General features: G+C 58.9%; 22 protein-coding genes and 1 pseudogene. 12 read left to right on the top strand and 11 right to left on the bottom strand.

The genetic code is table 11. The features are described 5' to 3' along the window. Position 1: 1 nt before the first annotated feature. The 5 genes and pseudogenes from ACT6Q8_RS03855 to mobF all read right to left on the bottom strand — a co-directional run. The gene (locus ACT6Q8_RS03855) at positions 2–1,894 is read right to left on the bottom strand and encodes an SNF2-related protein (protein ID WP_444734026.1); all 1,893 of its coding nucleotides are present in this window, start codon (positions 1,892–1,894) and stop codon (positions 2–4) included. A gap of 21 nt (positions 1,895–1,915) precedes the next feature. Then, a complete protein-coding gene (locus ACT6Q8_RS03850) occupies positions 1,916–3,220 on the bottom strand; it encodes a hypothetical protein (RefSeq protein ID WP_444734025.1) in 1,305 nt (434 codons plus the stop codon). Between the two features lie 12 nt (positions 3,221–3,232). Beyond that, a complete protein-coding gene (locus ACT6Q8_RS03845; RefSeq protein ID WP_444734024.1) occupies positions 3,233–3,694 on the bottom strand; it encodes a BglII/BstYI family type II restriction endonuclease in 462 nt (153 codons plus the stop codon). Next, positions 3,694–4,554, bottom strand: a complete 861-nt coding sequence (locus tag ACT6Q8_RS03840; protein WP_444734023.1) for a DNA-methyltransferase — start codon at positions 4,552–4,554, stop codon at positions 3,694–3,696. Before ACT6Q8_RS03840 ends, ACT6Q8_RS03845 begins: the two co-directional genes overlap by 1 nt. Before the next feature lie 157 nt (positions 4,555–4,711). After that, positions 4,712–7,273: pseudogene (mobF, locus tag ACT6Q8_RS03835) on the bottom strand (MobF family relaxase); the annotation flags it as partial. Between the two features lie 623 nt (positions 7,274–7,896). Here mobF and ACT6Q8_RS03830 point away from each other — a divergent pair. The 5 genes from ACT6Q8_RS03830 to ACT6Q8_RS03810 all read left to right on the top strand — a co-directional run bounded on the left by ACT6Q8_RS03830 (position 7,897) and on the right by ACT6Q8_RS03810 (position 11,912). After that, positions 7,897–8,523, top strand: coding sequence for a hypothetical protein (locus tag ACT6Q8_RS03830; RefSeq protein ID WP_444734021.1), 627 nt, complete (start codon positions 7,897–7,899; stop codon positions 8,521–8,523). Between the two features lie 198 nt (positions 8,524–8,721). Beyond that, the gene (locus tag ACT6Q8_RS03825; RefSeq protein WP_444734020.1) at positions 8,722–9,534 is read left to right on the top strand and encodes a nucleotide-binding protein; all 813 of its coding nucleotides are present in this window, start codon (positions 8,722–8,724) and stop codon (positions 9,532–9,534) included. Then, positions 9,527–10,114 carry a hypothetical protein gene (locus ACT6Q8_RS03820; RefSeq protein ID WP_444734019.1) on the top strand — a complete coding sequence of 196 codons (588 nt, stop codon included), beginning with the start codon at positions 9,527–9,529 and terminating at the stop codon, positions 10,112–10,114. Before ACT6Q8_RS03825 ends, ACT6Q8_RS03820 begins: the two co-directional genes overlap by 8 nt. 9 nt (positions 10,115–10,123) lie before the next feature. Further along, complete coding sequence (locus ACT6Q8_RS03815) at positions 10,124–11,386, top strand: type IV secretion system DNA-binding domain-containing protein (RefSeq protein ID WP_444734018.1); 1,263 nt, start codon at positions 10,124–10,126, stop codon at positions 11,384–11,386. After that, a complete protein-coding gene (locus ACT6Q8_RS03810) occupies positions 11,352–11,912 on the top strand; it encodes a type IV secretion system DNA-binding domain-containing protein (RefSeq protein WP_444734017.1) in 561 nt (186 codons plus the stop codon). Before ACT6Q8_RS03815 ends, ACT6Q8_RS03810 begins: the two co-directional genes overlap by 35 nt. Before the next feature lie 174 nt (positions 11,913–12,086). On the opposite strand, the gene ACT6Q8_RS03805 is transcribed toward ACT6Q8_RS03810, so the two are convergent. Next, the gene (locus tag ACT6Q8_RS03805; protein ID WP_444734016.1) at positions 12,087–13,295 is read right to left on the bottom strand and encodes a tyrosine-type recombinase/integrase; all 1,209 of its coding nucleotides are present in this window, start codon (positions 13,293–13,295) and stop codon (positions 12,087–12,089) included. A gap of 125 nt (positions 13,296–13,420) precedes the next feature. Further along, positions 13,421–15,001, bottom strand: a complete 1,581-nt coding sequence (guaA, locus tag ACT6Q8_RS03800; RefSeq protein ID WP_444734015.1) for a glutamine-hydrolyzing GMP synthase — start codon at positions 14,999–15,001, stop codon at positions 13,421–13,423. 178 nt (positions 15,002–15,179) lie between these two features. Between guaA and ACT6Q8_RS03795 the strand changes: the two genes are divergently transcribed. The 3 genes from ACT6Q8_RS03795 to ACT6Q8_RS03785 are packed head-to-tail and all read left to right on the top strand — an operon-like array spanning position 15,180 to position 16,196. Then, entirely contained in the window at positions 15,180–15,530 is a 351-nt protein-coding gene (locus tag ACT6Q8_RS03795; protein ID WP_444734014.1) for an ArsR/SmtB family transcription factor, read from the top strand. Between the two features lie 9 nt (positions 15,531–15,539). Then, on the top strand, positions 15,540–15,800 hold the full coding sequence (locus tag ACT6Q8_RS03790) for a hypothetical protein (protein ID WP_054167281.1): 261 nt from the start codon (positions 15,540–15,542) through the stop codon (positions 15,798–15,800). 3 nt (positions 15,801–15,803) lie between these two features. Further along, on the top strand, positions 15,804–16,196 hold the full coding sequence (locus ACT6Q8_RS03785; protein ID WP_054167280.1) for a hypothetical protein: 393 nt from the start codon (positions 15,804–15,806) through the stop codon (positions 16,194–16,196). 6 nt (positions 16,197–16,202) lie between these two features. Here the strand turns inward: ACT6Q8_RS03785 and ACT6Q8_RS03780 are convergent, their stop codons facing one another. Both ACT6Q8_RS03780 and ACT6Q8_RS03775 read right to left on the bottom strand, forming a co-directional pair. Then, entirely contained in the window at positions 16,203–16,865 is a 663-nt protein-coding gene (locus ACT6Q8_RS03780) for a DUF2987 domain-containing protein (RefSeq protein ID WP_444734013.1), read from the bottom strand. Between the two features lie 10 nt (positions 16,866–16,875). Further along, positions 16,876–17,694 carry a class II glutamine amidotransferase gene (locus ACT6Q8_RS03775; protein WP_444734012.1) on the bottom strand — a complete coding sequence of 273 codons (819 nt, stop codon included), beginning with the start codon at positions 17,692–17,694 and terminating at the stop codon, positions 16,876–16,878. A 234-nt stretch (positions 17,695–17,928) separates the two neighbouring features. Here ACT6Q8_RS03775 and ACT6Q8_RS03770 point away from each other — a divergent pair, with 234 nt between their 5' ends. Both ACT6Q8_RS03770 and ACT6Q8_RS03765 read left to right on the top strand, forming a co-directional pair. Then, the gene (locus ACT6Q8_RS03770; RefSeq protein ID WP_444734011.1) at positions 17,929–18,108 is read left to right on the top strand and encodes a CsbD family protein; all 180 of its coding nucleotides are present in this window, start codon (positions 17,929–17,931) and stop codon (positions 18,106–18,108) included. Between the two features lie 322 nt (positions 18,109–18,430). After that, entirely contained in the window at positions 18,431–19,363 is a 933-nt protein-coding gene (locus tag ACT6Q8_RS03765; protein ID WP_054167276.1) for a ribose-phosphate pyrophosphokinase, read from the top strand. A gap of 107 nt (positions 19,364–19,470) precedes the next feature. Here ACT6Q8_RS03765 and alaS read toward each other — a convergent pair whose 3' ends face one another. Both alaS and recA read right to left on the bottom strand, forming a co-directional pair. Next, a complete protein-coding gene (gene alaS / locus ACT6Q8_RS03760; protein WP_444739341.1) occupies positions 19,471–22,146 on the bottom strand; it encodes an alanine--tRNA ligase in 2,676 nt (891 codons plus the stop codon). 262 nt (positions 22,147–22,408) lie between these two features. Further along, positions 22,409–23,485, bottom strand: coding sequence for a recombinase RecA (recA, locus tag ACT6Q8_RS03755; RefSeq protein WP_444732677.1), 1,077 nt, complete (start codon positions 23,483–23,485; stop codon positions 22,409–22,411). Between the two features lie 228 nt (positions 23,486–23,713). Between recA and ACT6Q8_RS03750 the strand changes: the two genes are divergently transcribed. Together ACT6Q8_RS03750 and ACT6Q8_RS03745 are read left to right on the top strand one after the other, a co-directional pair. After that, positions 23,714–24,070, top strand: a complete 357-nt coding sequence (locus tag ACT6Q8_RS03750) for a hypothetical protein (protein WP_054167273.1) — start codon at positions 23,714–23,716, stop codon at positions 24,068–24,070. Beyond that, positions 24,064–25,401 (top strand): tetratricopeptide repeat protein, encoded by a 1,338-nt coding sequence (locus ACT6Q8_RS03745; protein ID WP_082372159.1) that lies wholly within the window; start codon positions 24,064–24,066, stop codon positions 25,399–25,401. Before ACT6Q8_RS03750 ends, ACT6Q8_RS03745 begins: the two co-directional genes overlap by 7 nt. Positions 25,402–25,409 lie beyond the last annotated feature (8 nt).

Here is a 25,409-nt window from a genome sequence, read left to right as displayed (position 1 = left end):
ATCACGCCTCTTCTTGGGATTCTATCGATTGCCTTCCCTCTAGCTCCTCAACTAGATCGACCAAATCTTGCATGTCCACATCATAGTCAATAGGATCATCAGCACCGTCCTCATCCAATGCTAGTTGCCGTAAGTCTAAATCATCAAGAAGATGCTCAAGTCCATGTATCTTCTTAGCCAAACGACGACTAACTGAAAGATCGACGCTACCCAAACCCGCTGGGGCTTTCGTCCTGTAGATATGAATATTCGTATCGGTACCCGCAATAAGTCCAAGTCGATGAATCCGGTCAATGGATTGAAGGTAGTGGGTCGAGACGTAGCTTCTATCCAGATAAATAGCATCATGGCAAACAGTATGCAAACTGATGCCTTCCCCGGCCGCAGCAGGATTGGCAATCAGAACCTTGCAATCTGGATTGCTGTGAAACTGTTCGAGCCTGCCTTCTCGCGTAAAGATATCTGTCGCTTCACCAGTCGGAACTGCTCCGTAGAGCGTTACCGGATTCAAGTCAGCAAGGATGCGCTCCAGGTCAAGGATCGACTGGGTGAATATTGTCCAAATCACTGTCTTACGCCCTTGCCGCGCCAGCGAGCGCGCATGGGCGCACACCTCCCGCATTTTTAAGGACGCGCCTTCTTCAATGACTTGGTCGGCGATACCCGACGAGATGTCACGCAGGTCGCGCGTCATTGCTTGCAGGGCCAGGGTTGGGTTGGTCGAAAGCTGCAACAGCCGCATCACCGACTTTCTTGCCGAGAGGAAATCTGGGCTGGTGTTCGATATTGCTTTTGTAAGCTGACGAAGAATCTCGCTTTTTACCACACCATAGAGAGCCAACTGGCCGTTAGCCATGGGCACATCGTGAAAATGCCGCTTGGCGGGTTCTAGGCCCAACTCATGCTTAGTTGTCCGGACGTACAGATCGCCAAGAACCTGCCTTGGTGAAATACCGCGCTGTATTTGGAGATCGTAGCCTTGTCCCGGCCACAAAAATCCAAGCTGAGAAGCCATGTCACTGGCATCTTGAGGCATCGGCGTACCGGAAAGAATATCCCGCCGAGCAGGTAATGAAGCAACATTGATAAGAAACGCGCCACGCTGTGACGCCGACCCAGCCTTCATTCGGTGGGACTCATCTAGCACCAGATGAACCGATTGCCGTGAGAGATAGGCTGCAATGACGGACTGTTGACGAACGAGCAAGTCATAGGACATCAAGAACCGCCGCGCTCCACTCCTGAGTGCTAACTCATTCTGAAGCTCTGTCCCGGATAGAACGGCAAACTCCTCCCTGACCCATGCGGGAGCGTCTTGTCCGATGCACTCTTTCACCACATCACGCCATGCCGGGAAGGCCGCTTTCGGTGCGACGACAAACAGGTGGTTGTCGGGCCTCGCGGCCAGCAGGCTAAGGGCAAAGGTTACAGAGGTTTTCCCGGCCCCGGGCACGGAAAAATTCGCTCCATGTGGAAGCGATATTAGACGAGCAATATCTCGAAGCTGAAAAGGTTTAAGCTGCCGCGTAAATCCTAGGGCATCCAGCTTTGGCTGAATTTCGGCTTCAGCGATATCAAGAACTAGCTTGTCCTTAGCCAAACGTGCCCGCTTTGTCTCTGCAACAAATGCAGAGACTTTTTGGCGTGCCCGGTCTGTTGGAACAAACCTGAAACCAAGAGTTCTCTGGGTGCCTGCTGTTCCAAACTCTCGAATTACGCCAAGCACCTCAGGCCACGACATATCCATGGTGTTACGCACAAGGACAACGTCGCCCGAAGACGCAAAACGCGCCTTCAGGCGCTCCCAGATCGACGACTCTGCCTCGTCGCCTTGGTAAGAGAGGATGCCCCTAATTCTTGTCGGATCGTAGTCAATCCCAATCTCTAGCGCCATCTTTGCAGTCTACTTCCAATATCAATATCTGAGCTTGGCAAGTTTCATCTCCATATCTCTAACCACGACCTTGATAGCTTCGAGTTGCTTTGCTATCTTCGGGAGGGTCGTTTTATCGGCCCTGGATATGTCAACCGAGGCCAACTTGGTATGTGCTTGCTGAACGCTCTTCAGTGCAGCGCTGCCAGACTTTTGCCCTTTATCGAGTTGAATGACCGTCTGCGTTGCTTCGATCAACGCCTCGATAGCAGCATCATTTTCGGGGGCCTTCAGCGCTTCAATGACACCACTAAAGTTTGTCGTCTGCGGCTCACTGCCAAGATCTACGGCAAAATCGCCACTGCATTCTGCGTCGGCGTCATCCCCACCGTCTTCCGTCGCGATGCCTAGTTCGTCGGCCACACGGTCAAGAACATCATCTGCCAATGCCCCAATGGCATCATTGTAATCGTATAACCGACCTTCCAGCCGTCCCTTGTTCTGATAGAGTGTCCAGGCAATAACCCGGCTCGCCTCTTTCATCGACTCGCTCTTGCCCTCTAAGAGCTTGGGCAAGTCACCAAAAAGCTGCTCGGCGTCCTCGCGAATATCACTATAGCTGCCGCTCGTTCCCGGCGCCTCCTTCAGATACAAATCGGCCTCAGCAAGCGTCTGGATGGCATATTTAATGTCCCTCTCTTTACGGTGCAGCTGCACTGCAACCTGCTTGGGCGTTCGCCCAAGATTAATCAGCCGATTGATCAGTTGTGCTTCACCGATCCAGTCATAGGCCAACTTAGTCTCAGGGGCTGCCTGCAGGTTCGCCTCAATATCGACAATCTCTTCCACCGTTGCGTCTGGTGGCAGAACCATTACATCGATGTGGCTGAAATGTGAGAACTTGCTGCCTTGGCCGTATAACTCTCGCAATGCCGCCAAGCGACGATTTCCATTCACTACAACGCCGGATGAGGTAATAAGCAGCGGTTCCCGCTGACCATCTGTCTCCAATACGTCGGATACAGGCACAACAGAGTCAGCTTTTCCCTTTAGAGCCAGACGATGTAGCAGCTGATGCTGTACTTGTTGGACTTCTTCAGATTCCTGACCCGCCGAGAAATAATGAGAATCCTTGCCTTCGTTTGCAATATAGTCACGCTGGTCGGTAAATGTGCGGAAATTCTCCATCCGATAAACCGGCAGGTCTATTGGAACTTGAATAACCGGTAGCACTGCTTTTCTATTGCGAAAGCCGTAGAAATCTCGCTTTTCTCTTGATGCAACAACCTTGCTGGCAATCGTCGCGGTGCGGTTAACTGGGGCAGTGATTTGAATCTTATAAGACATTACATCCATCCATCACTCAAATGCGACGAGCAAAATGGGCACATGGATGACTCTATCAAAAACGGTCAACTCATTGCAAACCCGTTCAAAATATGCAATATTGCTACCGATTTTTGCTGCTCCAAATTTAGTTGGTAGCGCAAATGCCGCAGCGCTAATCTTCTTCGATTGAAAGAGATATTCTAGCTTCAGCAAATCATAAGGCGCACGGCTCATATTGCCAGTCTGGACCTGAAAAGCGAGGTCATCTTTGAGGGCGGAAACTGTATTGCGTAGCTCCTGGTCGATCTTCACATTGAGAGCCCAACCTTCGGCTGCAAATTCATTAGCAATATGCGCTCGTATATCATTAGTGCAGCCAGATTGGAGCTTGATGCTCGGTACATCAAAAACGTCCGTAACCCACTCATATAGGTCACGCTTCTCCCATTCTGCTTTGCCGTGATGATGATCATGTATGAACTGCAACCTCATCACACACCCTCGTTTGGGTCATACACAGGTTTATTCATTGGTCTCGTTCTCAACGTCCCTGCATAGAAGCTGTTGATACGATCTGTGGCAATAGTAACGTACTCAGGGGTGATATCACAGCCATATGCTATCCGACCGTGCTTCAGCGCAGCAATAGCTGAAGAGCCCACCCCTAAATATGGATCCAATACGCTCTGACCTGCATGGGTTAGCGCCAAAACCAGTCGTTCCACCAAAGCCACGGGGAACTGACAAGGATGGACAGTTTTCTCAACGTGGTTAGCCTTCACGTTTGGGATATCCCAAACATCCGCTGGGTTCTTGCCCAGCGGATTACCAGAAAGCTCACCACGGTTTGGCCCCTTGAAATGCTTCTTATTAGGATATTTCGACGGCACCCTGACCGGATCTAGATTGAACACATAGTCGTCCGACTTCGTAAACCACAGAATGGTTTCATGTCGGCCAGAAAATCTACGTTGGCAATGCAATCCGTGACCGAATGTCCAGACAATTCGATTTCGCAACCTGAGACCATGTTGCTTAAATAGATTGTATAATACGATATCCAGGGGAAATATCTCACCATTATCGACATGATTGCCGACCTGCCAACAGATTGATCCATTCGGATGAAGAAGACGAACTGCCTCTGCAATAGTTGCAGCTTGCTGCTCGACATAGACATCAAGTGATGTCTTGCGTTCGTATTCCTTACCAATATTATATGGTGGTGAGGTAACGATTAAGTTCATACTCCCCTTTCCTAGAGAGCGCATAAAGTCAATGTTGTCAGAATGCCGAATTACATGTTGCGGCTGCGGGCGAATCGGGATGATATTTTTAGCTACGTATCTCATGGGGGGATCTTCACATTTTATTCCGCATTGAGCAAGCTTTGGTGCCTCGGGATTGGCCGCGGTGGTCAATGACCGGATGCGTCGAATATCTCCTGGCCATCCCTTCTGGTCGAAGGAAAATTATAGCCGCGCTGGTGCCATCACAAGCCCCACATCACCGCTCAAGCTCCCGCCGCCTTGAAGGCAATCCAGGCATTGTTTGTGAGGCTACCGCCATCACCGTTTCCTTCACCTCCTGTCTGCTCCACCTTTCAGCAAGATGCGCCCGCCGTTCTTCGAGGGAGAATGACGGGTTTCGAGTCTGGCCATGGGTGCGCTCGTGGGCACGGAGTTCACTGTCCACCTCTTTGCAGTCGATGACAATGTCGGTCCGGATCCGCGCTCGGCTGATAGCGACATAAACCTGATTGGCCGAGAGGCCAGTGCTCCCAACCACAATGGCTCGATCCACTGTCATCCCCTGGGCATTGTACAAGGTGGTAGCGTAGTACAAGGTGGTAGCGTATGCGTGGCCGATCCGTGTACGGCCGGCGGCGTCCGTAATATCGGCGGTGGAGAAATTGACCGTTCGACCGGCTATGGCCACCGTCAGTCTGGCATGGCCGGCGGCTTCGGCTTCCACCTGCATCACGGTGCCGATGGTGCCGTTAATCACCCCGATAGACTCGTTACGCGCAGTGAACTCGATACGCTCACCCCTGGCAATCGGCAATGCGACGGCGGCGCGTGTACGATCGGTGGCCCGAACAGTTACTTCTCGCCCGTGAAGCCGAGCCATGCTTCGCAGTTCTGCCCGAATAGCGGCGTTGAGCGCACGCACTTTGGCATTGGTCGCAGCAATTACCAACGGACCCAAGCCGCTCTCCCCGTCAACATGACGTCGCCACAGGGTAATTGCGGTGGCAAGCGTCTCATTCCGCCCTACGGTCCAATGAAGCCGGCCATGCTGGTCAAAAGCTTCGAGTGCCGAAGCCGCTTGACCGCGAGAAAGCTGACTTACCGCTTCACGTGCCCAAACATCGATCTGTCGGCGGTTGGCATCGAGCCGGGGCGCATGCAGTTCACTGGCCACAAGCGACAAACCGGAACCGGCGCCGATGGCCTGCAACTGCCGTTGATCGCCGGTCAGAATTACTTTACTTCCACCAACGCCAGCGGCCATTAACAATGAGTGCATCTGTCGGGTGGAAAGCAGCCCCGCCTCATCGACGATCAGCACGGTGTTCTCGTGAAAGACCACCTGTCCTTCGCGGTGTTTAGCTAACCAGGAATCAAGCGCCCGGCTTTCCATTCGGCATTCGGCCCCCAACTGCGTTGCGGCCCGCCAGCCAGTTGCGGCACCGATCACCCGTATACCCTCTTGCCGATAACGATCAGCAACAGTCGCCAGCGTGGTGGTCTTGCCGCTACCCGCTGCCCCTTCGATAACGGCCAACCGCTGCGACCGCACGGCGTGGGCAACAACAACATTCTGTTCTTCGCTAAGTTCCGGCAAGGAATGGTGTGTCGGCAAGACGTGGAAGGGCGCCGCCGCCATGCTTCTGGCCTGGACCACCAACTCCCGCTCCAAGGCGACCATTGTCGTGGTGGAATAGATCGGTTGACCAACCCGATCCGTGCCAATTGCCACCACATCAGATGCCGTTAACACAGCCTCAGAAAGTTGGCGGATGGAGTCCGCTCCGTGACCGGTCCCGGTGATGGTGGCAGCCACCACCGCAACGATATCCTGACGGCGGAACACCGACTTCGTTTCGATCAAACGGTCTAGCATGGCGGGAATGTTCGGTTCTGAGGAACGGACCGGTTCTAGGCGCCTGGGCACCAGATCGGGAGCAAAACCCAACTTCGCTGCCCGTTCCTGCCAACGTGAATGCTGGTCTTCTCTACCTTCCAGATTCTTATTCCGCCGCCGAATCTTGGCTATCTTCGCTGCCAAAACCGGAGTAGCAGCGAGACCCATGTTATGTATCGCCGAAACAATTTCCTTTCTCCGACCACTGAACTCGTCCCGCACTGCCTGAGGCACCGCGGTTACTTCAAATAGTCCTTTCTCGTCAGTGCGTTCGACCTGATACCCTAAAGCCTGAAGCTGATTAGCCAGTTCGGCTCGGTAGACTGCACCTGCTGCCATTTTCCATCGGTACAAGGGCGGCCATCGATGCTACCCCAGGTGCCGTCGGCTCTCTGTGCCATATTGAACAATACGGCATGACTGTGAAGTTGCGGGTCAGCTTCCAGGATATCGCCGCTCCGATCGGTGGGACGAGCATCGCTATGCTGGAAGATTGCTCCGCTCAAACGCACTGCCTCCAGTCGCCCTCCCGCCCGTCCCCTCCGGGTGAAAGCCGCGTCGGCGTCGATAATGTCGAGTGCCTTGCGAACAGCTAAATCGTGGGCTTTCTCCAAAGCGACCCGACGATCACCCTGTTCCAATGCCCACAGCACGCTAACTGACTTCGGCGCGGAAAACGTCAGATCGTAGCCGGCAACCCTGTTTGCATGGCTACCGTCGGCGTTCTGGGTCACTGGCCGTCCGGTGTCATCGAGACCAGCATGAAGGCGTTCGAACACTCGGTCATCGATGTCTGCCCCGTCCAAGACTCCGAGGACGGCCGTCGGCGAGTACCAGCGGCCGACCGCTTCTTTGCCTTCATTATAATAACGGGCCTGTTCGGAGAGATAGTAACCAGCGGCCGTGCCAGCGGAGACTGTGCAAACCATGGGCGGACCTCATTGTAAGGGCTACCAATTTGAATGTCAGTTCATGCCGACCATGAGCGGACAGCAATTCACACTCACCCATACCCATCGACACGGTCTATCGCCCCACCAACTATGCCCACCCCCAATCTTTGGTTCGCATCGTGAGGTGCACAGGTGTGAATAAAACGTTTTGAAACATTTTATAGCGTTGTATAATGTTATGACATAAGAAAAGGAACTCGCGCACAATGGACAAAGATGAAATCAACCAGCGTGTTGTCGAATTCGCCGACGCCTTGCAAGGACCGTTGGGACGGATGCCTCTGGAAAAGGTGCTTCGCATGCATATAATGATATTCCACCATCTGCGCCAAGCTGGTGCGAGTTGGAGACAGATAGCCGCACTTATGGCCAAGCATGGGGTGACACGGAAAGATGGTCAGCCGGTGGATGCGACACAGTGGGCAGCCATGGTGTCTCGATCGATGCGAAGCAGCAGTATAACCGCAGCGCCAGCCACTCATTCCAAACCCGCGTCCACTCCTATTGCTGCGGAAATCCACTCTAGCCGCCGAAATGATATTGTCCGTTCCCGCATGCGGCGTGCATCCGCCGCACGCTCTGAAGAATAACGCCATGACCAAGACATTGTTGAAGCGCTCCTTACCCGGTTGGGCGTGCGAGATAGTGAAGGCAACAGATCAGGGAAAACGCCGTAGCAGTGGGAAGCGCAGACCTCCGCACCCGTCGGCATTTTTACTTAAGCTGCGAAATGGCCTGAATGCGTTGATCAAGCACGAATTTTTCCGTCTATGGGCGGTGACTGGAAGCAAGGAAAAAGCAGAAATAATACTTAGCAAGTATATTGGGCACTCGATAGAGAGAAAAATCAAGAACCACAGGGCATCATTCGGCACAAATGAACGAAACAATGATCTGATTGAATCGAAATTACAGTTTGATATATTTAAATATCTTTCTAAAATTTCAAGAACATTTGATTCTCATGCCGTTGATATTAAAGTAAATTTACCAACACATGAAAATTATGAAAACGATCTGATAAAGTCAATGCTTGAGGCTATCACTTGCTATACAGAGGTTAGAAGCGCGGCCATCGAGTCCTTTGACAAACCCCCTCAAATCAGGGCGTTGGCCATTATGAGAATAGTCGAAAAGTGTGAGAAAATCCGGCCAGACGGAGTGTTTTGGCTTATGTTCAAAATGAGTATTGAACAAGAAAAACGACAAAATTCCGCGTAAGTTATCGTTCAAAAATCCATTATTAATTAATATAATTGATTAAAATGCTAAATATCTCTCCGTTAAATTGTGCTTTTATATAATTTTATACTTATATTTTTTACGTTCGCTCGGGACGTTTCTTTGGAAATAACGTCCACTCAGTGGATTTGAGGTGAAACATAACAAGGGTCGTCGCAACACGGGCGAGGAACCTGAATGTTCAATTTTCCACTATGCATGATGGTGCTCTCAGGGAAGGGCGGTGTCGGCAAAACGCTCCTCTCCCTCCTGCTCGCCGATCTGTTCGACCTCAACGGAATCCCGTTGGATATTGTTCAGGTCGATGATCAGAGGCGCCTTGAATTGAGCCTTGGGCGCGATGTCACCAGCATCGATATCGCGCTTCTACGGAAGGCGCGCAAGAACCCCAACATTCTGACAACAGCGTTCGCACCGCTATACCGCCAGATCGAAGCGATGCCGATTTCCGGTCGATCGCTGCTAATTGATATTGGAGCAACCCAGCAACACCTGCTGCTAGACTATGCGGAGTTGACTGAACTCAACGAGGATTTCATTGAGTTCAGCATCTCCTTGCAGGTGTTCATTCCGGTAGTAACCGACCCAGAATCTATCGACCAAGCAATCCGTCAGATCAAGTTGGTAGAACGAGTGCTACCGTCTGCAAAACTTTGTGTAGTTCTGAACGAGCGGGACGGACGATTCTCGGAGTTGGCCCGAGGTTCGGTGGCTGGGAATATCTTCCATCGCCAACTTCAACCTTTGCAGACCAGCATTCCTTTCATCACCATGCCGCGAATTGACGCTGGCTCTTGGGCACATTTTGAACGGCAGCATTGCCGCCTAATTGATGTTGTGGGTTATGACATCCCGACAGCCATGGCAGCGTCTGGCCTATCACGGCCTGAAGCAAAGCTGGCTCGCGGCGACGTGGCAGCGTGGTTCCAGGTCATGGAAAATGCCATGGCTTCGTTGCTGCTCCTGGCCGGAGACAGCCACCATGGTTGATCTTCAACGCCACCGAATTGATATAGAACGCGCAATCGCCGACGGCAAAGCTGGCCGTGATGAAATCTTCGCCCATCTGATGGCGCTCACTGCCGAGGAAAGGGGCAAAATTTCTCCAGCACTATTCGCCCGCCTAACCGAATCTCAACTTAACGCTCTGCTTGGTTGGCCTCCCAATTCGAAAACGTCGACTTTTCGACCAATTCGAGAATCGAACCGGAAGCGGAAGTTTTACCTTCCACCTCTGCCCGCCCTGCGTACTGCTCTTGCCGGAGCGTTGGCTGTCGCCATAGTTGGCGGAGTTGCGAGTTTTCCTATGATGAGCCAAGAGACGACGACCTCTTCCCCGATCGTGCGCTCCTTGGACACCAGAACGTGGCCCGGCTGCCCCCGCTTAGATGCGGGAACGGATGGTTGCATATACACGGTGCAAAGCGCACTCACCCTTGATGAGGCGTCCATCTACTTGGCTCTGCCGGTAACGCAGTTGCGCGCCATCAATCCCCGCCTACCCACAACCAGCCTACCCGCAGGCACACAGATTGTTGTTTGGCGCGGTCAAGGCACGCTCACTCGCTGAGGATTCGTCATGTCTCATCCGATGCTCGAACGTAAGCCCACCGCTGCCGCCGTGACGGTGGGCAGCATTCTCACTCTCATTAGTGTTGTGGCGCTTGGCGCAATTCTACTCCAGTTTATTCCGCCACTTGGCTGGTACGCCGATCACCCATTTCCAGCTTCACTTTCCTGGCTTTGGGCCTACTCAGGCGACACACTACGCCAAGAATGGTGGCGATCCGCTGGTATGTCGCTCCCACAGCGTGTCGATTGGCTGGTGCACGCCACCTGGACAAACGCAATCCTTCCCTTCGACATTGTCCATGCGTACCGCCTCCGCTTGACGGCGGTCGTCATCATTTCTGCCATGGTGGGCATGACCGGCAGCCTTTTGTTCTCGCTGTTGAGCCCCTACCGCGACGGTCTTACCCACCTTACGGGCCGGCGCCTGTGGCGTGGCTATGAAGCCATTAGCAAAATCCGTCGTACTTTGCGATCTGCCATAAATTGCTATGGCTCTGGTCTTGCCATTGCACCTAGTGTGGTTATTGATCGTGCAAGGGAGGTCCAGCATATTGGCCTCTGTGGAACTACCGGCTCCGGTAAAACCACCATCCTGCGCGCCTTGGCACAGCAGGTCCTGTCGCGCAACGATAAGGTCGTGCTTCACGACACAAAAGGCGATGTGGTTGCAGGTCTGCCGGCCGAGCGCTTCATCCTGATGGCACCTCATGATGCTCGCAGCCATGCTTGGGACGTGGCGCAAGACATCACCTCATCCCAAGACGCTCGCGAACTGGCAGCTCGCCTGATTCATGACAGCCGTGAACCGATGTGGAGTGGCGCGGCGCGCGAAATTCTGACAGGCATCGTTATTAGCCTTCAGCGGCGTCAATCCCGCCGGTGGTCATGGCGGGACTTGGCCAATGCCGCTTTCATGCCCACGTCCGATCTTCTTTGCTTGCTCCAGGACCATCACCCCGCTGCCGCGCGCTACATCGAAATCGACTCCCAGTCAGGAGCGCCCACCCGCACCACACATGGCATTCTAATCACAATGTGGGCAGATGTGGTCGGCGTCATCCAGCCGCTGGCATCAGCATGGGGTGACGCTCCGCCTGAGCGGCGCTTCTCCTTGTCCCGGTGGCTTGTTGATGACAAAGCGCGCCTACCGAAGGCCCTTGTTCTACAACGCTCGCCTCGCTACCCGAAGCTCTCCGAAGCTCTCCGAAGCTTGGATCAGCGCTGCGATGGAATGTTTGGCCAGTCGCATTGCCAGCCCCGAACTGACTGAATCCGATCGGCGCCGCATCTTCTTTCTCCTCGATGAATTTCCGCAAATGGGACGGATCAATGCGTTCCGTCAAATGCTGGAAGTTGGTCGTTCAAAGGGCATTGCCATTGCGCTGGGCATGCAAGATTTCCAGCAGTTGATCGGCACCTACGGCGATGCCGAAGCAAAAACCATGCTGACATTGCTGGGGCTCAAGATCATTGGACGGCTGCCAGCTGGGCCATCGGCCAGCTATGTCGCAACCGAATTGATTGGGCAGCGCGATGTTGCTTGGAAAGAACTGACACGCTCGACTAACACCGGGAGCCGTTCAAATCCGGGTTCCGTCAGCTTCGGCACGCAGAGCCACCGCGCGACCATTCCGGTAGTGTCGCCGCAGTACTTGGAAAGCCGGCTCGGCGCCGACCGCACCGGCGTCACCGCACTTTTGCTTGGGTTGGGTGACGTCTTCGAGTTGCATTGGCCCTTCAATGAATGGTCCCCACGCCGCCCGGCCAGCCAGCCGGCGGACTGGACCCGTACCTGATTGCCTCTTGCCATGGTACGCCATCGACCTGCTGCTGAAGCAGATGGCCTGTGCCATGGCGGGTCTCTCGACGGTGAGATACTCACCAGAAGGCAGGCGGCGAAGATTATAGGAATCTCCGTTAGACAGCTTGACAGGCTGCCCATTCCCAAGAGCTACGGGGCTGGTCCCCGATCACCCCGGTATTTGAAGACGGACATCATCGCCTACATCCAGCGGACGATGGTTGCTCCAGTCGATACCAAGTGCATCCCCCCCAACAGCCAACCCATTCGCCGTCAGCGCAAGGCTGGCAACGGAAGTGATTGGCTCCGCTCGCGGCTTGCCGCCCTCAAGTAGATCGATCGCCGCATCGAAGGCATCTGGGGCAAGGTGAGCATACCGCATGGTCATTTGAATGCTGGCATGCCCCAGCAGCTTGGACACCGTAAGCAGGGGAACTCCACGCATCACCAGCCGGCTGGCGAAGGTATGGCGTAGGTCGTGAAGGTTCACATTCTCCAGTCCGATCCGTTTCCGGACGGTATCCCAAGCCCCGAAGGGATTGTTGAACGGAACTGCCTTGCCACGTTTGGTTCCGTCATCCCCGACACCCCCACGCCCCACGGGACGATACAGGAACACCCGGCTTTCCCCCTCTGGACATTCGGCCCTGAGCTGCTTCAACGTCTCCTCCACCCTCGTTGAAAGCGGAACGCCCCGTGGTTTGCCGGATTTGGTTTCCATGAATCTCACGGCAGCACGAGGCTTCCGGTCGAGGTCGACATCTGCCCACGTCAAGGAGGTCGCCTCGCGAAGCCGCGCACCGGTATCAATCAGAAAGATCACCAAGTCACGTAAGTGGGGGGCACAGACGGGCAGAAGCTTCCTCTCCTCTTCCACGGTCAGCCAGCGATGCCGGGCATTGTCCAGACTTAGAAGCTTGATGGTGGGCACCACGGCCAAGGTGCCCCACTCATCCTTGGCCTTGTTCAGGATGGCCTTGATCGTAGCTAGGTATCGATTAACAGTGGCGGGCGCCTTCTTCTTGGCAAGCAGGCTGTCCTTGTAATCAGCCAGGACACGAGCCGACAGCTTGGCGATAGGTGTGTCAGCTCCCAGGCTTTCCCGAAGCTGGTTGAGAGCGTAAATCTCTCGCTTCGCAACGTCGATATTCCCCTTGGGAACGATTACCCCGTCGTAGTAGCGGTCAATGGCCTCGGCCAAACTCATTTCCGCCACCTTGCCCAGGAGAATCTGTTCCTTGATTTCCTGGCGCAGAATGCGTTCCCGCTCCTCGGCTTCCCGCTTCTTGGTGGTCCCGCTGGATTGACGAACCTTATGGCCCTTGAAGGTGAATTCAATGAACCAGTTAGGCGACCCTTCGCGCTTAAAAACGGCCATCTCTTTCCCCTCTGGTGCGCACGACAACTCGCAGAATCGCACACAACAGAGAATGGCATGAAGCGTACCAGACAACAAGAAGGCTCCCGAAGGAGTCTTCAGAATTCTCTTAACTCATTGAAAAATCATTCCCACTCGATCGTGCCCGGCGGCTTGGACGTGATGTCGTAGGTCACGCGGTTGATGCCGCGCACCTCGTTGATGATACGGGTGGCGACATGGCCCAGGAAGCTGTGTTCGAACGGGTAATAATCCGCCGTCATGCCATCGACCGAGGTCACGGCGCGCAGCGCGCAGGCATAATCATAGGTGCGGCCATCGCCCATCACGCCGACGGTGCGCACAGGCAGCAGGACGGCGAACGCCTGCCAGATTTCGTCATACAGGCCCGCTTTGCGGATCGCGTCCAGATAGACGCTGTCGGCCTTGCGCAGGATTTCCAGCTTCTCCCGCGTGATCTCGCCCGGCACGCGGATGGCCAGGCCCGGCCCCGGGAACGGATGGCGGCCGACGAAGCTGTGCGGCAGACCCAGTTCACGGCCCAGCGCCCGCACCTCGTCCTTGAACAGTTCGCGCAGCGGTTCGACCAGCTTCAGCTTCATGCGGTCGGGCAGACCGCCGACATTATGGTGCGACTTGATGGTGACGCTGGGGCCGCCGGTGAAGGACACAGATTCGATGACGTCGGGATAGAGCGTGCCCTGGGCCAGGAACTCTGCCCCGCCGATCTTCGCCGCCTCGCCATCGAACACTTCGATGAACAAGCGACCGATGATCTTGCGCTTCTGTTCCGGGTCGGACACGCCTTCCAGTTGCCCCAGAAACAGGTCGGCGGCGTCCACATGCACCAGCGGGATATTGTAATGGTCGCGGAACAGGGTCACCACCTGTTCGGCCTCGCCCGACCGCATCAGGCCCGTATCCACGAAGATACAGGTCAGTTGCGCGCCAATGGCCTCATGGATCAGGACGGCGGCGACGGAGCTGTCGACCCCGCCCGACAGGCCGCAGATCACCTTGGCGCTGCCCACCTGCTCGCGGATGCGGGCCACGGCCTCGGCGCGGAAGGCGGCCATGGTCCAATCGCCCTTCAGGCCCGCCACCTTGAACAGGAAATTGCGGATCAGGGCGTCGCCATGCGGGGTGTGCACCACTTCGGGGTGGAACTGCACCGCATAGAAGCGGCGGGCATCGTCGGCGATGATGGCGTATGGGGCACCTTCGGACGTGGCGACGATGCGGAAGCCGTCGGGCAACTTGGTGACGCGGTCGCCATGGCTCATCCACACCTGCTCATGCGCGCCGATGGACCAGACGCCCTCAAACAGGGCGCAATCATCCTTGACGTCCACAAAGGCGCGACCGAATTCGCGGGTCTCGCCCGGCTCCACCTTGCCGCCCAGCTGTTCGCACATGGTCTGCTGGCCATAGCAGATGCCGAACACCGGCACGCCCAGGGTCCAGACCACGTCGTTGGCGCGTGGGCTGCCCGCCTCCGTCACGCTGGCCGGGCCGCCCGACAGGATGATGGCCTTGGGCGCGAAGGCACGGATGCGGGTCTCATCGGCGCTGTAGGGAATGATCTCGCAGTAAATGCCGGCCTCGCGCACACGGCGGGCGATCAGCTGCGTCACCTGCGATCCGAAATCCAGGATCAGGACACGGTCGGGATGGGCGGCGGGTGCGGTGGAAGCGGCGGCGGCCATGGCGCATTTTCCTGCGGGTCAGGGGCGGAGAATGCGCCGCAACCTAACCAACCAAGCCTCTCCCGGCAACAGGCACCTCCGCAAGGCTGCCCCCTGTCAGAACCGGACCAAATGCGACAGGCGACGGACCGCAAATACCTATTGACTCTTCCTTTCACCTGTAAGTATTTTCTTACACATGAAACACGAACTTCAGATAGCCGGAACGGCGTGCGATGGGGAACAGGTCCTGGCGGCCCTGTCGGCGCTGGCCAATCCCCACCGCCTGCGCATCGTCGCACGGCTGGCGGGCGGCGACCGGCATTATATCAGCCAGTTGGCCCGCGATCTGGGCATCAGCCGGCCTTTGCTGCATCTGCATGTGCAGAAGCTGATGGAGGCGGGGCTGGTGACATCGCAGCTGGAGCTGTCGGACGACGGCAAGGCCTTGAACTATCTGCAACTGGCCCCCTTCCACCTGGACCTGACGGCGGACAGCCTGCGTCAGGCGGCGGCGGGGCTTTCGGCGCACAGCGCCACAGGGGACTGACAGGGGATAATGATGGCGGATGATACCTTTCTCTTTGCGATTTTCTGGATGGTGGTGGGAGTCGTGTCGATCGTTGCCGTGACGATGATTGGCAAGACCGTGCAGGCCAAGGCGAAGATGGCCGAAGATGGTGCCTATCGCGCGCTGGCCGAACGCGCCGTGGCGGCGCTGGAGGAACAGACGGGCATCATCAATACGCTGCGCGCCGACCTGACCGCCGCCCGCACCACGCTGGCCAATGTCGAAAAAATCCTGAAACAGGTGGAATGAACCATGGAAACGATTGCCACCTGGCGCCTGCACCTGCTGCGCGCCGTCTATCTGATCATGGCGCTGGGGGCCGGTTACCTGAACTGGTCACAGATCATTGATCCGGCCCAAAGCTGGACCTTCACCGAAGGCGTGATGATCACCATGCTGGCCGCCATGTCGGCCCTGGCCCTGCTGGGCCTGCGCCACCCGCTGCGTATGCTGCCGCTGATGTTCTGGGAGATCGCCTGGAAACTGATCTGGCTGGCCCGCGTCGCCTATCCGGCGTGGCAGAACGACACCATTGACGATGCGCTGGCCGCCAACATCTTCGCCATCGGCCTGGTGGTGATCGTTATAGCCGTCGTGCCGTGGGATTATGTCTGGCGGGTCTATGTGAAGGGAACGCCTTCGTAACCCACCCTACCCTTTTGTGGTCAGCACCGTATAGGCAACAGACCGGCTGACCACCAGCACCGGGTTCTCCTTCACCAGACCCTTGTCATTGGGCACATTCACCCGGCCCCGGTCATCGGCCTTCAGCACGCGCGGACCCTTGGTACCCTCCAGCGTCACCGTACAATCCTTGCCGCAGAACAGGCGCAGCGTTTTGGCCGACGGGGCCAGGAAGGAGACGGCGCCCGCTTCCTTCTCGATCAGCTTGTCGAACTGATCAAAGGCCGCCTTCACATCGGCATAGGCGATGCGGGTCGTGCCCGGCGTTACCTTCATGCCGATCTGGGCCTTCATATTATAGGTTGCGGCGGCTTGATTGATGGTGACCGTGGCGCCGGCCTGCACCCAATCGGGGCGGAACGGGATATCCACGGCATTGTCGGCATCGACGGTCAGGTCCACCCGCCCCTCCGGTGCCGTCACCACCATGGTGACGGGGGCATCCAGCGGCTGCTTGTCACTGGCCGGCTGCACCGACAGGCGCAGGGCCAGACGGTCATGACCCTGGCCATAGAACTTGACCATCTGATCATGGAAATCCTTGTACGGCAGCGTATGCGTGCCGGGCGCCGCCAAAGCCATCGGCACAACCAGCGACAAAACCAGGGCGGTGGTCAGGAACAGACGCATAGTTTTGACCTCAACCCAGCGGTTGGAAGGGACTGACGGTGACACGGCTGCCTTCGGCCACCAGGAAGGACCCCTCGGCCACCTCGTTCCAGTGACTGGCATCCTCGTCCAGCGGTTCGGACAGGACCATGACGGAGTCGGTTCCGTCCTCCAGACAGACGCGCCCGTCGCGACAGCCATCGACATGGCCCTGGGTCCAGAACAGGCTGGGCGAGCGGCCATCGCAGGACCAGCGTACTGCATAAAGCCGCTTGCCATCGGTACAGGCCGCCGTCATGCGGAACGGTTCCGTCACCCCTTCGCGGCGCATCTTGCCCACGATCTGTGCGACCGTCAGGGCAAAGGCGCTAGCCGGGTCTTCCATCAGGCCATTGCCCAGCGCCAGATAGAAGAAGGCCTCGCTGTCGGTCGATCCCTCGCGGTGGCGATACAGGTCCTTGCGGATCATGCCCTCCACATCCTGGCGCACCAGGGGCCAGCCGCCGATCTGCCCATTATGCATGAACAGCCAGTCGCCATAGCGGAACGGGTGACAGTTCAGCCGCGAGGTCGCCGTGCCCGTCGATGCCCGCACATGCGCAAAGAACAGGGGCGAGCGAATCTGTTCGGCCAGCGAGCGCAGATTGGCATCCGACCAGGCCGGCATCGTATCGCGGTAAAGCCCAGGCTTGGTCATGTCCCCGTACCAACCGAGGCCGAATCCGTCGCCATTGGTGGGCGCCACGCTGCGCTGGGCCGACAGCGACTGCCGGATCAGCGAATTGCAGGGCTGGAACAGCAGCGTGTCCATCACGATGGGAATACCGGCATAGGCCAGCCAACGGCACATCGAAACCACCTTATATAGGTCCGGCAAACAGATCAGGCCCCGAACCACGGCCTGTCTACTGTTAAATCAGTCCCCCATGGCGGAACAAGGGCAAAGCCATGGCATTTTGAACATCGTTCGAAACGCCCCCGCCTGTGACCTTTCATGGGCCGTCTGCAACCAAACCCCCTCCCCGCTGTTGTTTGCATCGGAGCCGCCTGATCGGGCGGCCCAACAAGATCCGAGGAGAATTCCATGAACACCGATACTATTAAGGGCAAGTTGAACGAAGCCAAGGGTGCGGTAAAGAAGGGGATCGGCAAGGCCACCGACGATCCGGCCCTGGAGCTGGAAGGCCATGCCGATCAGGCCAAGGGCAAGGCCCAGCAGGTGAAAGGCCACCTGAAGGATGCGGTGCGCGACGCCACCCGCTGACACCTGCCCCAATACTAACGGTCAAGGCTCTTGAGCGTTAGTATCCGCGCCGACTGGCGCGGCGGCGGCCCATGCCGCCGAAGCCTTTGATCCCGACCCGTCGGGATCAAAGGCCGCTGGTATAATACCCGCTTTTCCTGTCCCGGCCCCCCTCCGCCCATGTCGTGGCCGCCTGTCACACCGTTGTAGGCTGCAACGGTCGCGGCGTTTACAGGCAGGGGGGCCGGCGTTATGGTGCGCCCGCCTTTGTGAAGGTTCGGTGTCGCCCCTCGGGTCGGCACCGCTCACCCCTGGTTTTCCACCAAAGACGGGCAGCACGACCATGAAGCTGATCGCCGGTAACAGCAATCAGCCGCTGGCTGAAGCCATTTCGACCTGCCTTGAGGTCCCGCTGACCAAGGCATCGATCCGCCGCTTCGCCGATAATGAGATTTTCGTTGAGATCAACGAGAATGTCCGCGGCGAGGATGTGTTCGTGATCCAGTCGACGTCGAAGCCGGCAAATGACCATCTGATGGAATTGCTGGTCATCATCGACGCGCTGCGCCGGGGTTCGGCCCGCCGCATCACCGCCGTGGTTCCCTATTACGGCTATGCCCGTCAGGATCGCAAGACCGGCCCCCGCACGCCGATTTCGGCCAAGCTGGTGGCCAACCTGATCACCACGGCCGGCGCCAACCGCGTGCTGACCATGGACCTCCATGCGGGTCAGATTCAGGGCTTCTTCGACATCCCCGTCGATAATCTGGTGGCCGGCGGTGAATTCACCAAAGACATCCAGGAACATGTCGGCCATGGCAAGCTGATGGTCGTGTCGCCCGACGTGGGCGGCGTGGTCCGCGCCCGTGCCATCGCCAGCCGTCTAGAGGCCGATCTGGCCATCATCGACAAGCGGCGTGAACGCGCCGGCGTGTCGGAGGTGATGAATGTCATCGGTGACGTGTCGGGCCGCGACTGCATCCTGATCGACGATATCGTGGACAGCGCCGGTACGCTCTGCAACGCCGCCGAAGCGTTGAAGGCCCGTGGCGCTACCTCCGTGCGTGCCTATGTCACCCACGGCGTTCTGTCCGGCGGCGCCGTTGCCCGCGTCACCGCCTCCCCCCTGGACGAGCTGGTGATCACCGACAGCATCGTGGCGACCGACGCGGTGAAGCAGGCCACCAACATCCGTCAGCGCTCCATCGCCCGCCTGATGGCCGACGCCATCGACCGGATCAGCAATGAGCGTTCGGTGTCCAGCCTGTTCGTTTGATCCCTGACCCGATCAAAACAAAAACGGCGCCGGTATCCCCGGCGCCGTTTTTGTTTCTGGGATAAGGCGGCGGAAAACTTTGGGATTTCCGCCGCCATCGCCCTTTCTCAACCCGCCAGTGCCGCTTCCACCGCGGCGATGGCATCGGCGGCCTTGTCGCCGTCGGGGCCGCCGGCCTGGGCCATGTCGGGACGGCCACCGCCGCCCTTGCCGCCCAGGGCCGCAGCCGCGACGCGGACCAGATCGACAGCGCTGGCCTTGGCCACCGCATCCTCGGTGACGCCAACCACGACCGACGCCTTGCCGTCGGCCACCGCGATGGCGACGACAACGCCGGTGCCCACCTGCTTCTTCAACTCATCGGCAAAGGGCTTCAGGTCCTTGGCCGGCAGGTCGGCAACGACGCGACCGATGAAGCCCAGACCGTTGATCTGCTTGACCTCTGCGGCCCCGCCGGAACCACCGCCGCCCAGCGCCACCTGACGGCGCAGATCGGCCAGTTCCTTTTCCATCTTGCGGCGTTCGTCCAGCAGGCTGGTGACCTTGGCCACCACCTCACCCGCCGGCACCTTCAGCGCCTGGGCGGTATCCAGCAGACGGCCTTCCTGTTGTTCCAGATAGGCCAGCGCACCGGCACCGGTCAGCGCCTCGATACGGCGGATGCCGGCGGCCACGGCCCCTTCGGACACGATCTTGAACAGACCGATATCGCCGGTACGGCGGACATGGGTGCCACCGCACAGTTCGACGGAGAATTCCTTGTTCCCGGCCTCGTCCACGCCGCCCATAGAGACGACGCGCACCTCCTCGCCATACTTTTCCCCGAACAGGGCCATGGCGCCGACGGCGATGGCGGCATCGGGGGTCATCAGGCGGGTGGTAACCTCGCTATTGCCACGGATGCGGGCATTCACCGCCGCCTCAACATCGGCCACGTCATTGGCGGCCAGCGGAGTCGGCTGGGAAATGTCGAACCGCAGACGGTCGGCGGAAACCAGAGAGCCCTTCTGCGTGACATGGTCACCCAGACGGCGGCGCAGCGCCTCATGCAGCAGGTGGGTGGCGCTGTGGTTGGCGCGGATGGCGCCACGGCGGCTGCCGTCAACCTTCAGTTCGACCGCATCGCCAACGGCCAGGATGCCCTTGGTCACGGTGCCGACATGGGCGAAGACCGCGCCCAGCTTCTTCTGCACATCGCGGACGGTGACTTCGGCACCCTTGGCAGAGATCATCTGGCCGGCATCGCCGACCTGACCGCCGCTTTCGCCATAGAACGGGGTCTGGTTGACGATGACCAGGACCTCCGCCCCCTCGGCGGCGCTGGTGACGCGGTTGCCATCCTTGTCCAGGATGGCGGTCACCGCTCCCTCGGCGGCCTCGGTGTCATAGCCCAGGAATTCGGTCGCCCCGACCTCGTCCTTCAGTTCGAACCAGACGCGCTCCGTCGCGGCCTCACCCGAGCCAGCCCAGGCGGCACGCGCCTTCTTGCGCTGTTCTTCCATGGCGGCGTTGAAGCCATCCACATCCACCGGACGGTTGCGGGTACGCAGCACGTCCTGGGTCAGGTCCAGCGGGAAGCCGTAGGTGTCATAGAGCGTGAAAGCGACATTGCCGGGCAGGGCCTGACCTTCGGCCAGTGGCGCCTCCGCCTCGTCCAGCAGCTTCAGGCCACGGTCCAGCGTCTGCTTGAAGCGGGTTTCTTCCAGGCGCAGCGTTTCAGTGATCAGCGCCTGGGCGCGGACCAGTTCAGCATAATGGCCGCCCATCTCCCGCACCAGGGCCGGCACCAGACGGTGCATCACCGGGTCCTTGGCACCCAGCATGTGGGCGTGACGCATGGCACGGCGCATGATGCGGCGCAGAACGTACCCACGCCCCTCGTTCGACGGCATGACGCCATCGGCGATCAGGAAGGAGCAGGAGCGCAGATGGTCGGCGATGACGCGGTGCGAGGTGGCCTGCGGCCCCTTCAACGACGCGCCCGTCGCCTCCACCGAGGCCTCCAGCAGGCCCTGGAACAGGTCGATATCATAATTGTCGTGGACACCCTGCATGACGGCGGCCAGACGCTCCATGCCCATGCCGGTATCGATGGAGGGCTTGGGCAGGGGTACGCGCTCATACCCGCCATCCTTGGACGGCAGCTGTTCATACTGCATGAACACGAGATTCCAGATCTCGATGAAGCGGTCACCATCCTGGTCCGGGCTGCCCGGCGGGCCACCCGCGATCTTGTCGCCATGATCGTAGAAGATTTCCGAGCAGGGGCCGCAGGGGCCGGTATCGCCCATCATCCAGAAATTATCGGACGTCGGGATGCGGATGATGCGGTCATCCGGCAGGCCGGCGATCTTCTTCCACAGGTCAAACGCCTCGTCATCATTGTGGAAGACGGTGGTCGTCAGCTTGTGCGGGGAGATGCCGAATTCCTTGGTGATCAGGTTCCAGGCCAGCTCGATCGCGTCGGCCTTGAAATAATCGCCGAAGGAGAAGTTCCCCAGCATTTCGAAGAAAGTGTGATGGCGCGCCGTGAAGCCGACATTGTCCAGGTCGTTATGCTTGCCGCCCGCGCGCACGCATTTCTGCGAGGTGGTGGCGCGGTTATAGGGGCGCAGTTCCTGGCCCGTGAAGACGTTCTTGAACTGCACCATGCCGGCATTCGTGAACATCAGCGTCGGGTCATTGCGCGGGACCAGCGGCGAGCTGTCGACAATGGCGTGGCCGTTCTTCCCGAAATAGTCGAGGAAGGTGGAACGGATTTCGTTGACGGTCTTCTTGGACATGGGGACGGCCTGGCAGCTGCTTGGGTCGCGACAATATGGGGTGTGGGTTTTACCGTGGCCAGTGCCGCCCTGTCCATGCCCGCCTGCCCATGGGGGCCATGTTGGGGGGCAAAAACGGTCCAACAGCGGCCAGGTGCAACATGATGCATCACAAAAACAGGGGGTGTTGCACGGGGCAGCCGGGATCAGGGCGCCCCGAAAAGCAAAAGGGAGGCGGTTTCCCGCCTCCCCTGCTGAACGTGCATTGCCATGCGATCCAGGATCACTCCGGGGCGGACGCGTCGCCATCGGTTTCCGGCGTGCCCATCATGGCGCCCGCCACGATGCCGGCATTCGCGCGGATCTTCTGTTCGATGCTGTCGGCCACGGCAGGGTTGGTGCGCAGGAAGGTCTTGGCGTTTTCACGTCCCTGACCGATGCGCTGCCCGTCATAGGAGAACCAGGAGCCCGACTTGTCGACCACACCGGCCTGAATGCCGAGGTCGAGCAGTTCGCCGACCTTGGACACGCCCTCGCCATACATGATGTCGAATTCGACGACGCGGAAGGGCGGCGCCATCTTGTTCTTCACCACCTTCACGCGGGTCTGGTTGCCGGTCACCGTCTCCCGGTCCTTGATGGCGCCGATGCGGCGGATATCCAGGCGGACGGAGGCGTAGAATTTCAGCGCGTTGCCGCCCGTCGTAGTTTCCGGGTTGCCGAACATCACACCGATCTTCAGACGGATCTGGTTGATGAAGATCACCAGACAGCGCGACTTGGAGATGGAGCTGGTCAGCTTGCGCAGAGCCTGGCTCATGAGGCGGGCATGCAGGCCGACATGGCTGTCGCCCATTTCGCCTTCCAGTTCGGCGCGCGGCACCAGGGCTGCCACCGAGTCCACCACCAGCACGTCGATGGCGCCGGAACGCACCAGCGTGTCGGCGATTTCCAGCGCCTGTTCACCGGCATCGGGCTGCGAGATCAGCAGCTCGTCCACATCCACGCCCAGCTTGCGGGCATAGGAGGGGTCGAGCGCGTGTTCGGCATCGACGAAGGCGCAGACGCCGCCATTCTTCTGTGCCTGGGCGATGGCGTGCAGGGCGAGCGTCGTCTTGCCCGAGCTTTCCGGCCCGTAGATTTCGATGATACGGCCCCGCGGAAGGCCGCCAATGCCCAGCGCGATATCGAGGCCCAGGGAGCCGGTGGAAACCACCTCCGTCTCTGTCAATGCCTCTTTGGCGCCGAGCTTCATGATGGAGCCCTTGCCGAACGCGCGTTCGATCTGGCCAAGAGCCGCATCCAGAGCTTTTTGTTTGTCCATGGGTGTTTCAACCAGACGGAGTGGAGCTGCCGACATTATTGTCCCCTTCCTTCTCGCACGGATGTGCATGCCCGTTCAACTGCACCTGTTGTACATTTTTTGTTCTCATTCTCCAAGCGCAAATGTTCTCACTATGTTCACTTTCTGCCATTGCGTTTCCAGAGGGAGAACGGGGCGCCACGCAAATATGAACAAAGTTCATGTGCGAAACGGCAGGGAATCCCGTATGATGGTCCCCTTCATGGCCGTCCACCGGTGCGCATCATGATCATCACGAACGGGAATCGCGGGCTGTTCTGTCTGGCCCTGCTGGCACTGGCACTGTTCTGCCCACCGGCAGGGGCCCAGAATGCCAATCCCCCGGCGCAGGCCAAGAAACCCGACAGCCCGCCCCCTGGCAGCCCTCCGATGGAACAGGAAGTGATCGTTACGGGCCGGCGCAACGGGGAGCCGGATTTTCAGGAACAGCAGGAATTCCATTATGAGGAATACCGCCGCCTGAAAGCCATCTATGATCCCGATCCCCTTCCCGTCATCCGCAGCGACCGTCTGGTTCGCATGCCGGAGGCGACCAGCAGCACGGTACAGGGCAAGCCGACCCTGACGGAGAAACAATGGTGAGCGTGGCGGATCTGGTCCAGGCGGCGGAAAAGGCGGCGGACCGGGGAGACGAGGCGGCGGCCCTTACAGGGTGGCGGCAGGTTCTGGATATCGACCCCGACCATGTGGTCGCCTTGCTGACCCTGGGGGATGCCGCGCGCCGCACCGGGCAGGTGGAGCAGGCCGAAGCCCTGCTGCTGCGCGCGGTGGCGGTGGCGCCCCGGCTGGTGCCCGCGCGCTGCGCCCTGGCCAATCTGCTGCTGCATACGGGGCGGGAGGCCGATGCCGGCATGCATCTGGCCGTGGCGCAGGAACAGGGTGCCAATCAAGCCTATGTCTGGCGGGATACCGGCCTGTGGCGGCGGGTGACGGGCGATGCGGCCGGCGCCCTGGCGGCGTTCGAACGCTGCCTGTCGATCACGCCGGACGACCCGTCAGCAAAACTGGGCCGCGCCCTGGCCCTGCTGCGGCTGGGCCGTTGGGATGAAGGGTTCCGGGACTATCATCACCGCTGGTCCGTATCCGCCCGCCCGCCCCGGCACCGGGAGATCGCGCCCTGGCGGGGCCAGGATATAAAAGGCCGGCGGCTTCTGGTCTGGGATGAACAAGGCGCCGGCGACACCATCATGTGCGCGCGGCTGGTGCGCCCGCTGATCGATGCCGGGGCTGAACTGGTGCTGGAAGTGCCGGCGGCCCTGACACCCCTGTTCGCCGATGGGCGGCACGGCACCGTCGTGGCGCGCGGTCAGGCCCTGCCCCCGGTCGACATGCAGGTGCCCTTGCTGGACCTGCCCGGCATCCTGGGCCTGACCCCGGCCACCATCCCCTGGGACGGACCCTATATCAGTGTCGATGCGGCCCTGTCGGCCCGCTGGGCCGACGCAATGCCCCGCCGGCAGGGTCGCATGCGCATCGGGTTCAGTTGGGCCGGCAATCCCGCCCATCCCGGTGATTTCTGGCGCTCCCCCGGCCTGTCCACTCTGCTGCCGCTGCTGTCGCGCGCCAATGCCGACTGGTACGTGCTGCAGGTGGCCAGCGGTCGGGAGGAGATGGCCGCCCCCCCCCTGCCCGACCATGTCACCGATCTGGGCGCACGGATCACGGGCTGGGCCGATACGGCGGCGATCCTGCCGCATCTGGACCTGCTGATTACCCCCGACAGCGCCCTGGCCCATCTGGCCGGTGCCATGGGCCGGCCTGTCTGGACCCTGATCGCCACCGATACCGACTGGCGCTGGCTGGACCAGGGGACGAAGACGGGATGGTATCCCTCCATGCGGCTGTTCCGGCAGCAGCGCTGCGGCGACTGGGCAGGATTGCTGTCGCGTATCGGGCTGGCGCTCCCGGCTTGATCCCGGCG

Source organism: Niveispirillum sp., from assembly GCF_052437035.1.
Lineage (GTDB): Bacteria > Pseudomonadota > Alphaproteobacteria > Azospirillales > Azospirillaceae > Niveispirillum.
The sequence above is the reverse complement of the archived record's forward strand: the minus strand, read 5'-3'. Positions and strand labels throughout refer to the sequence as shown.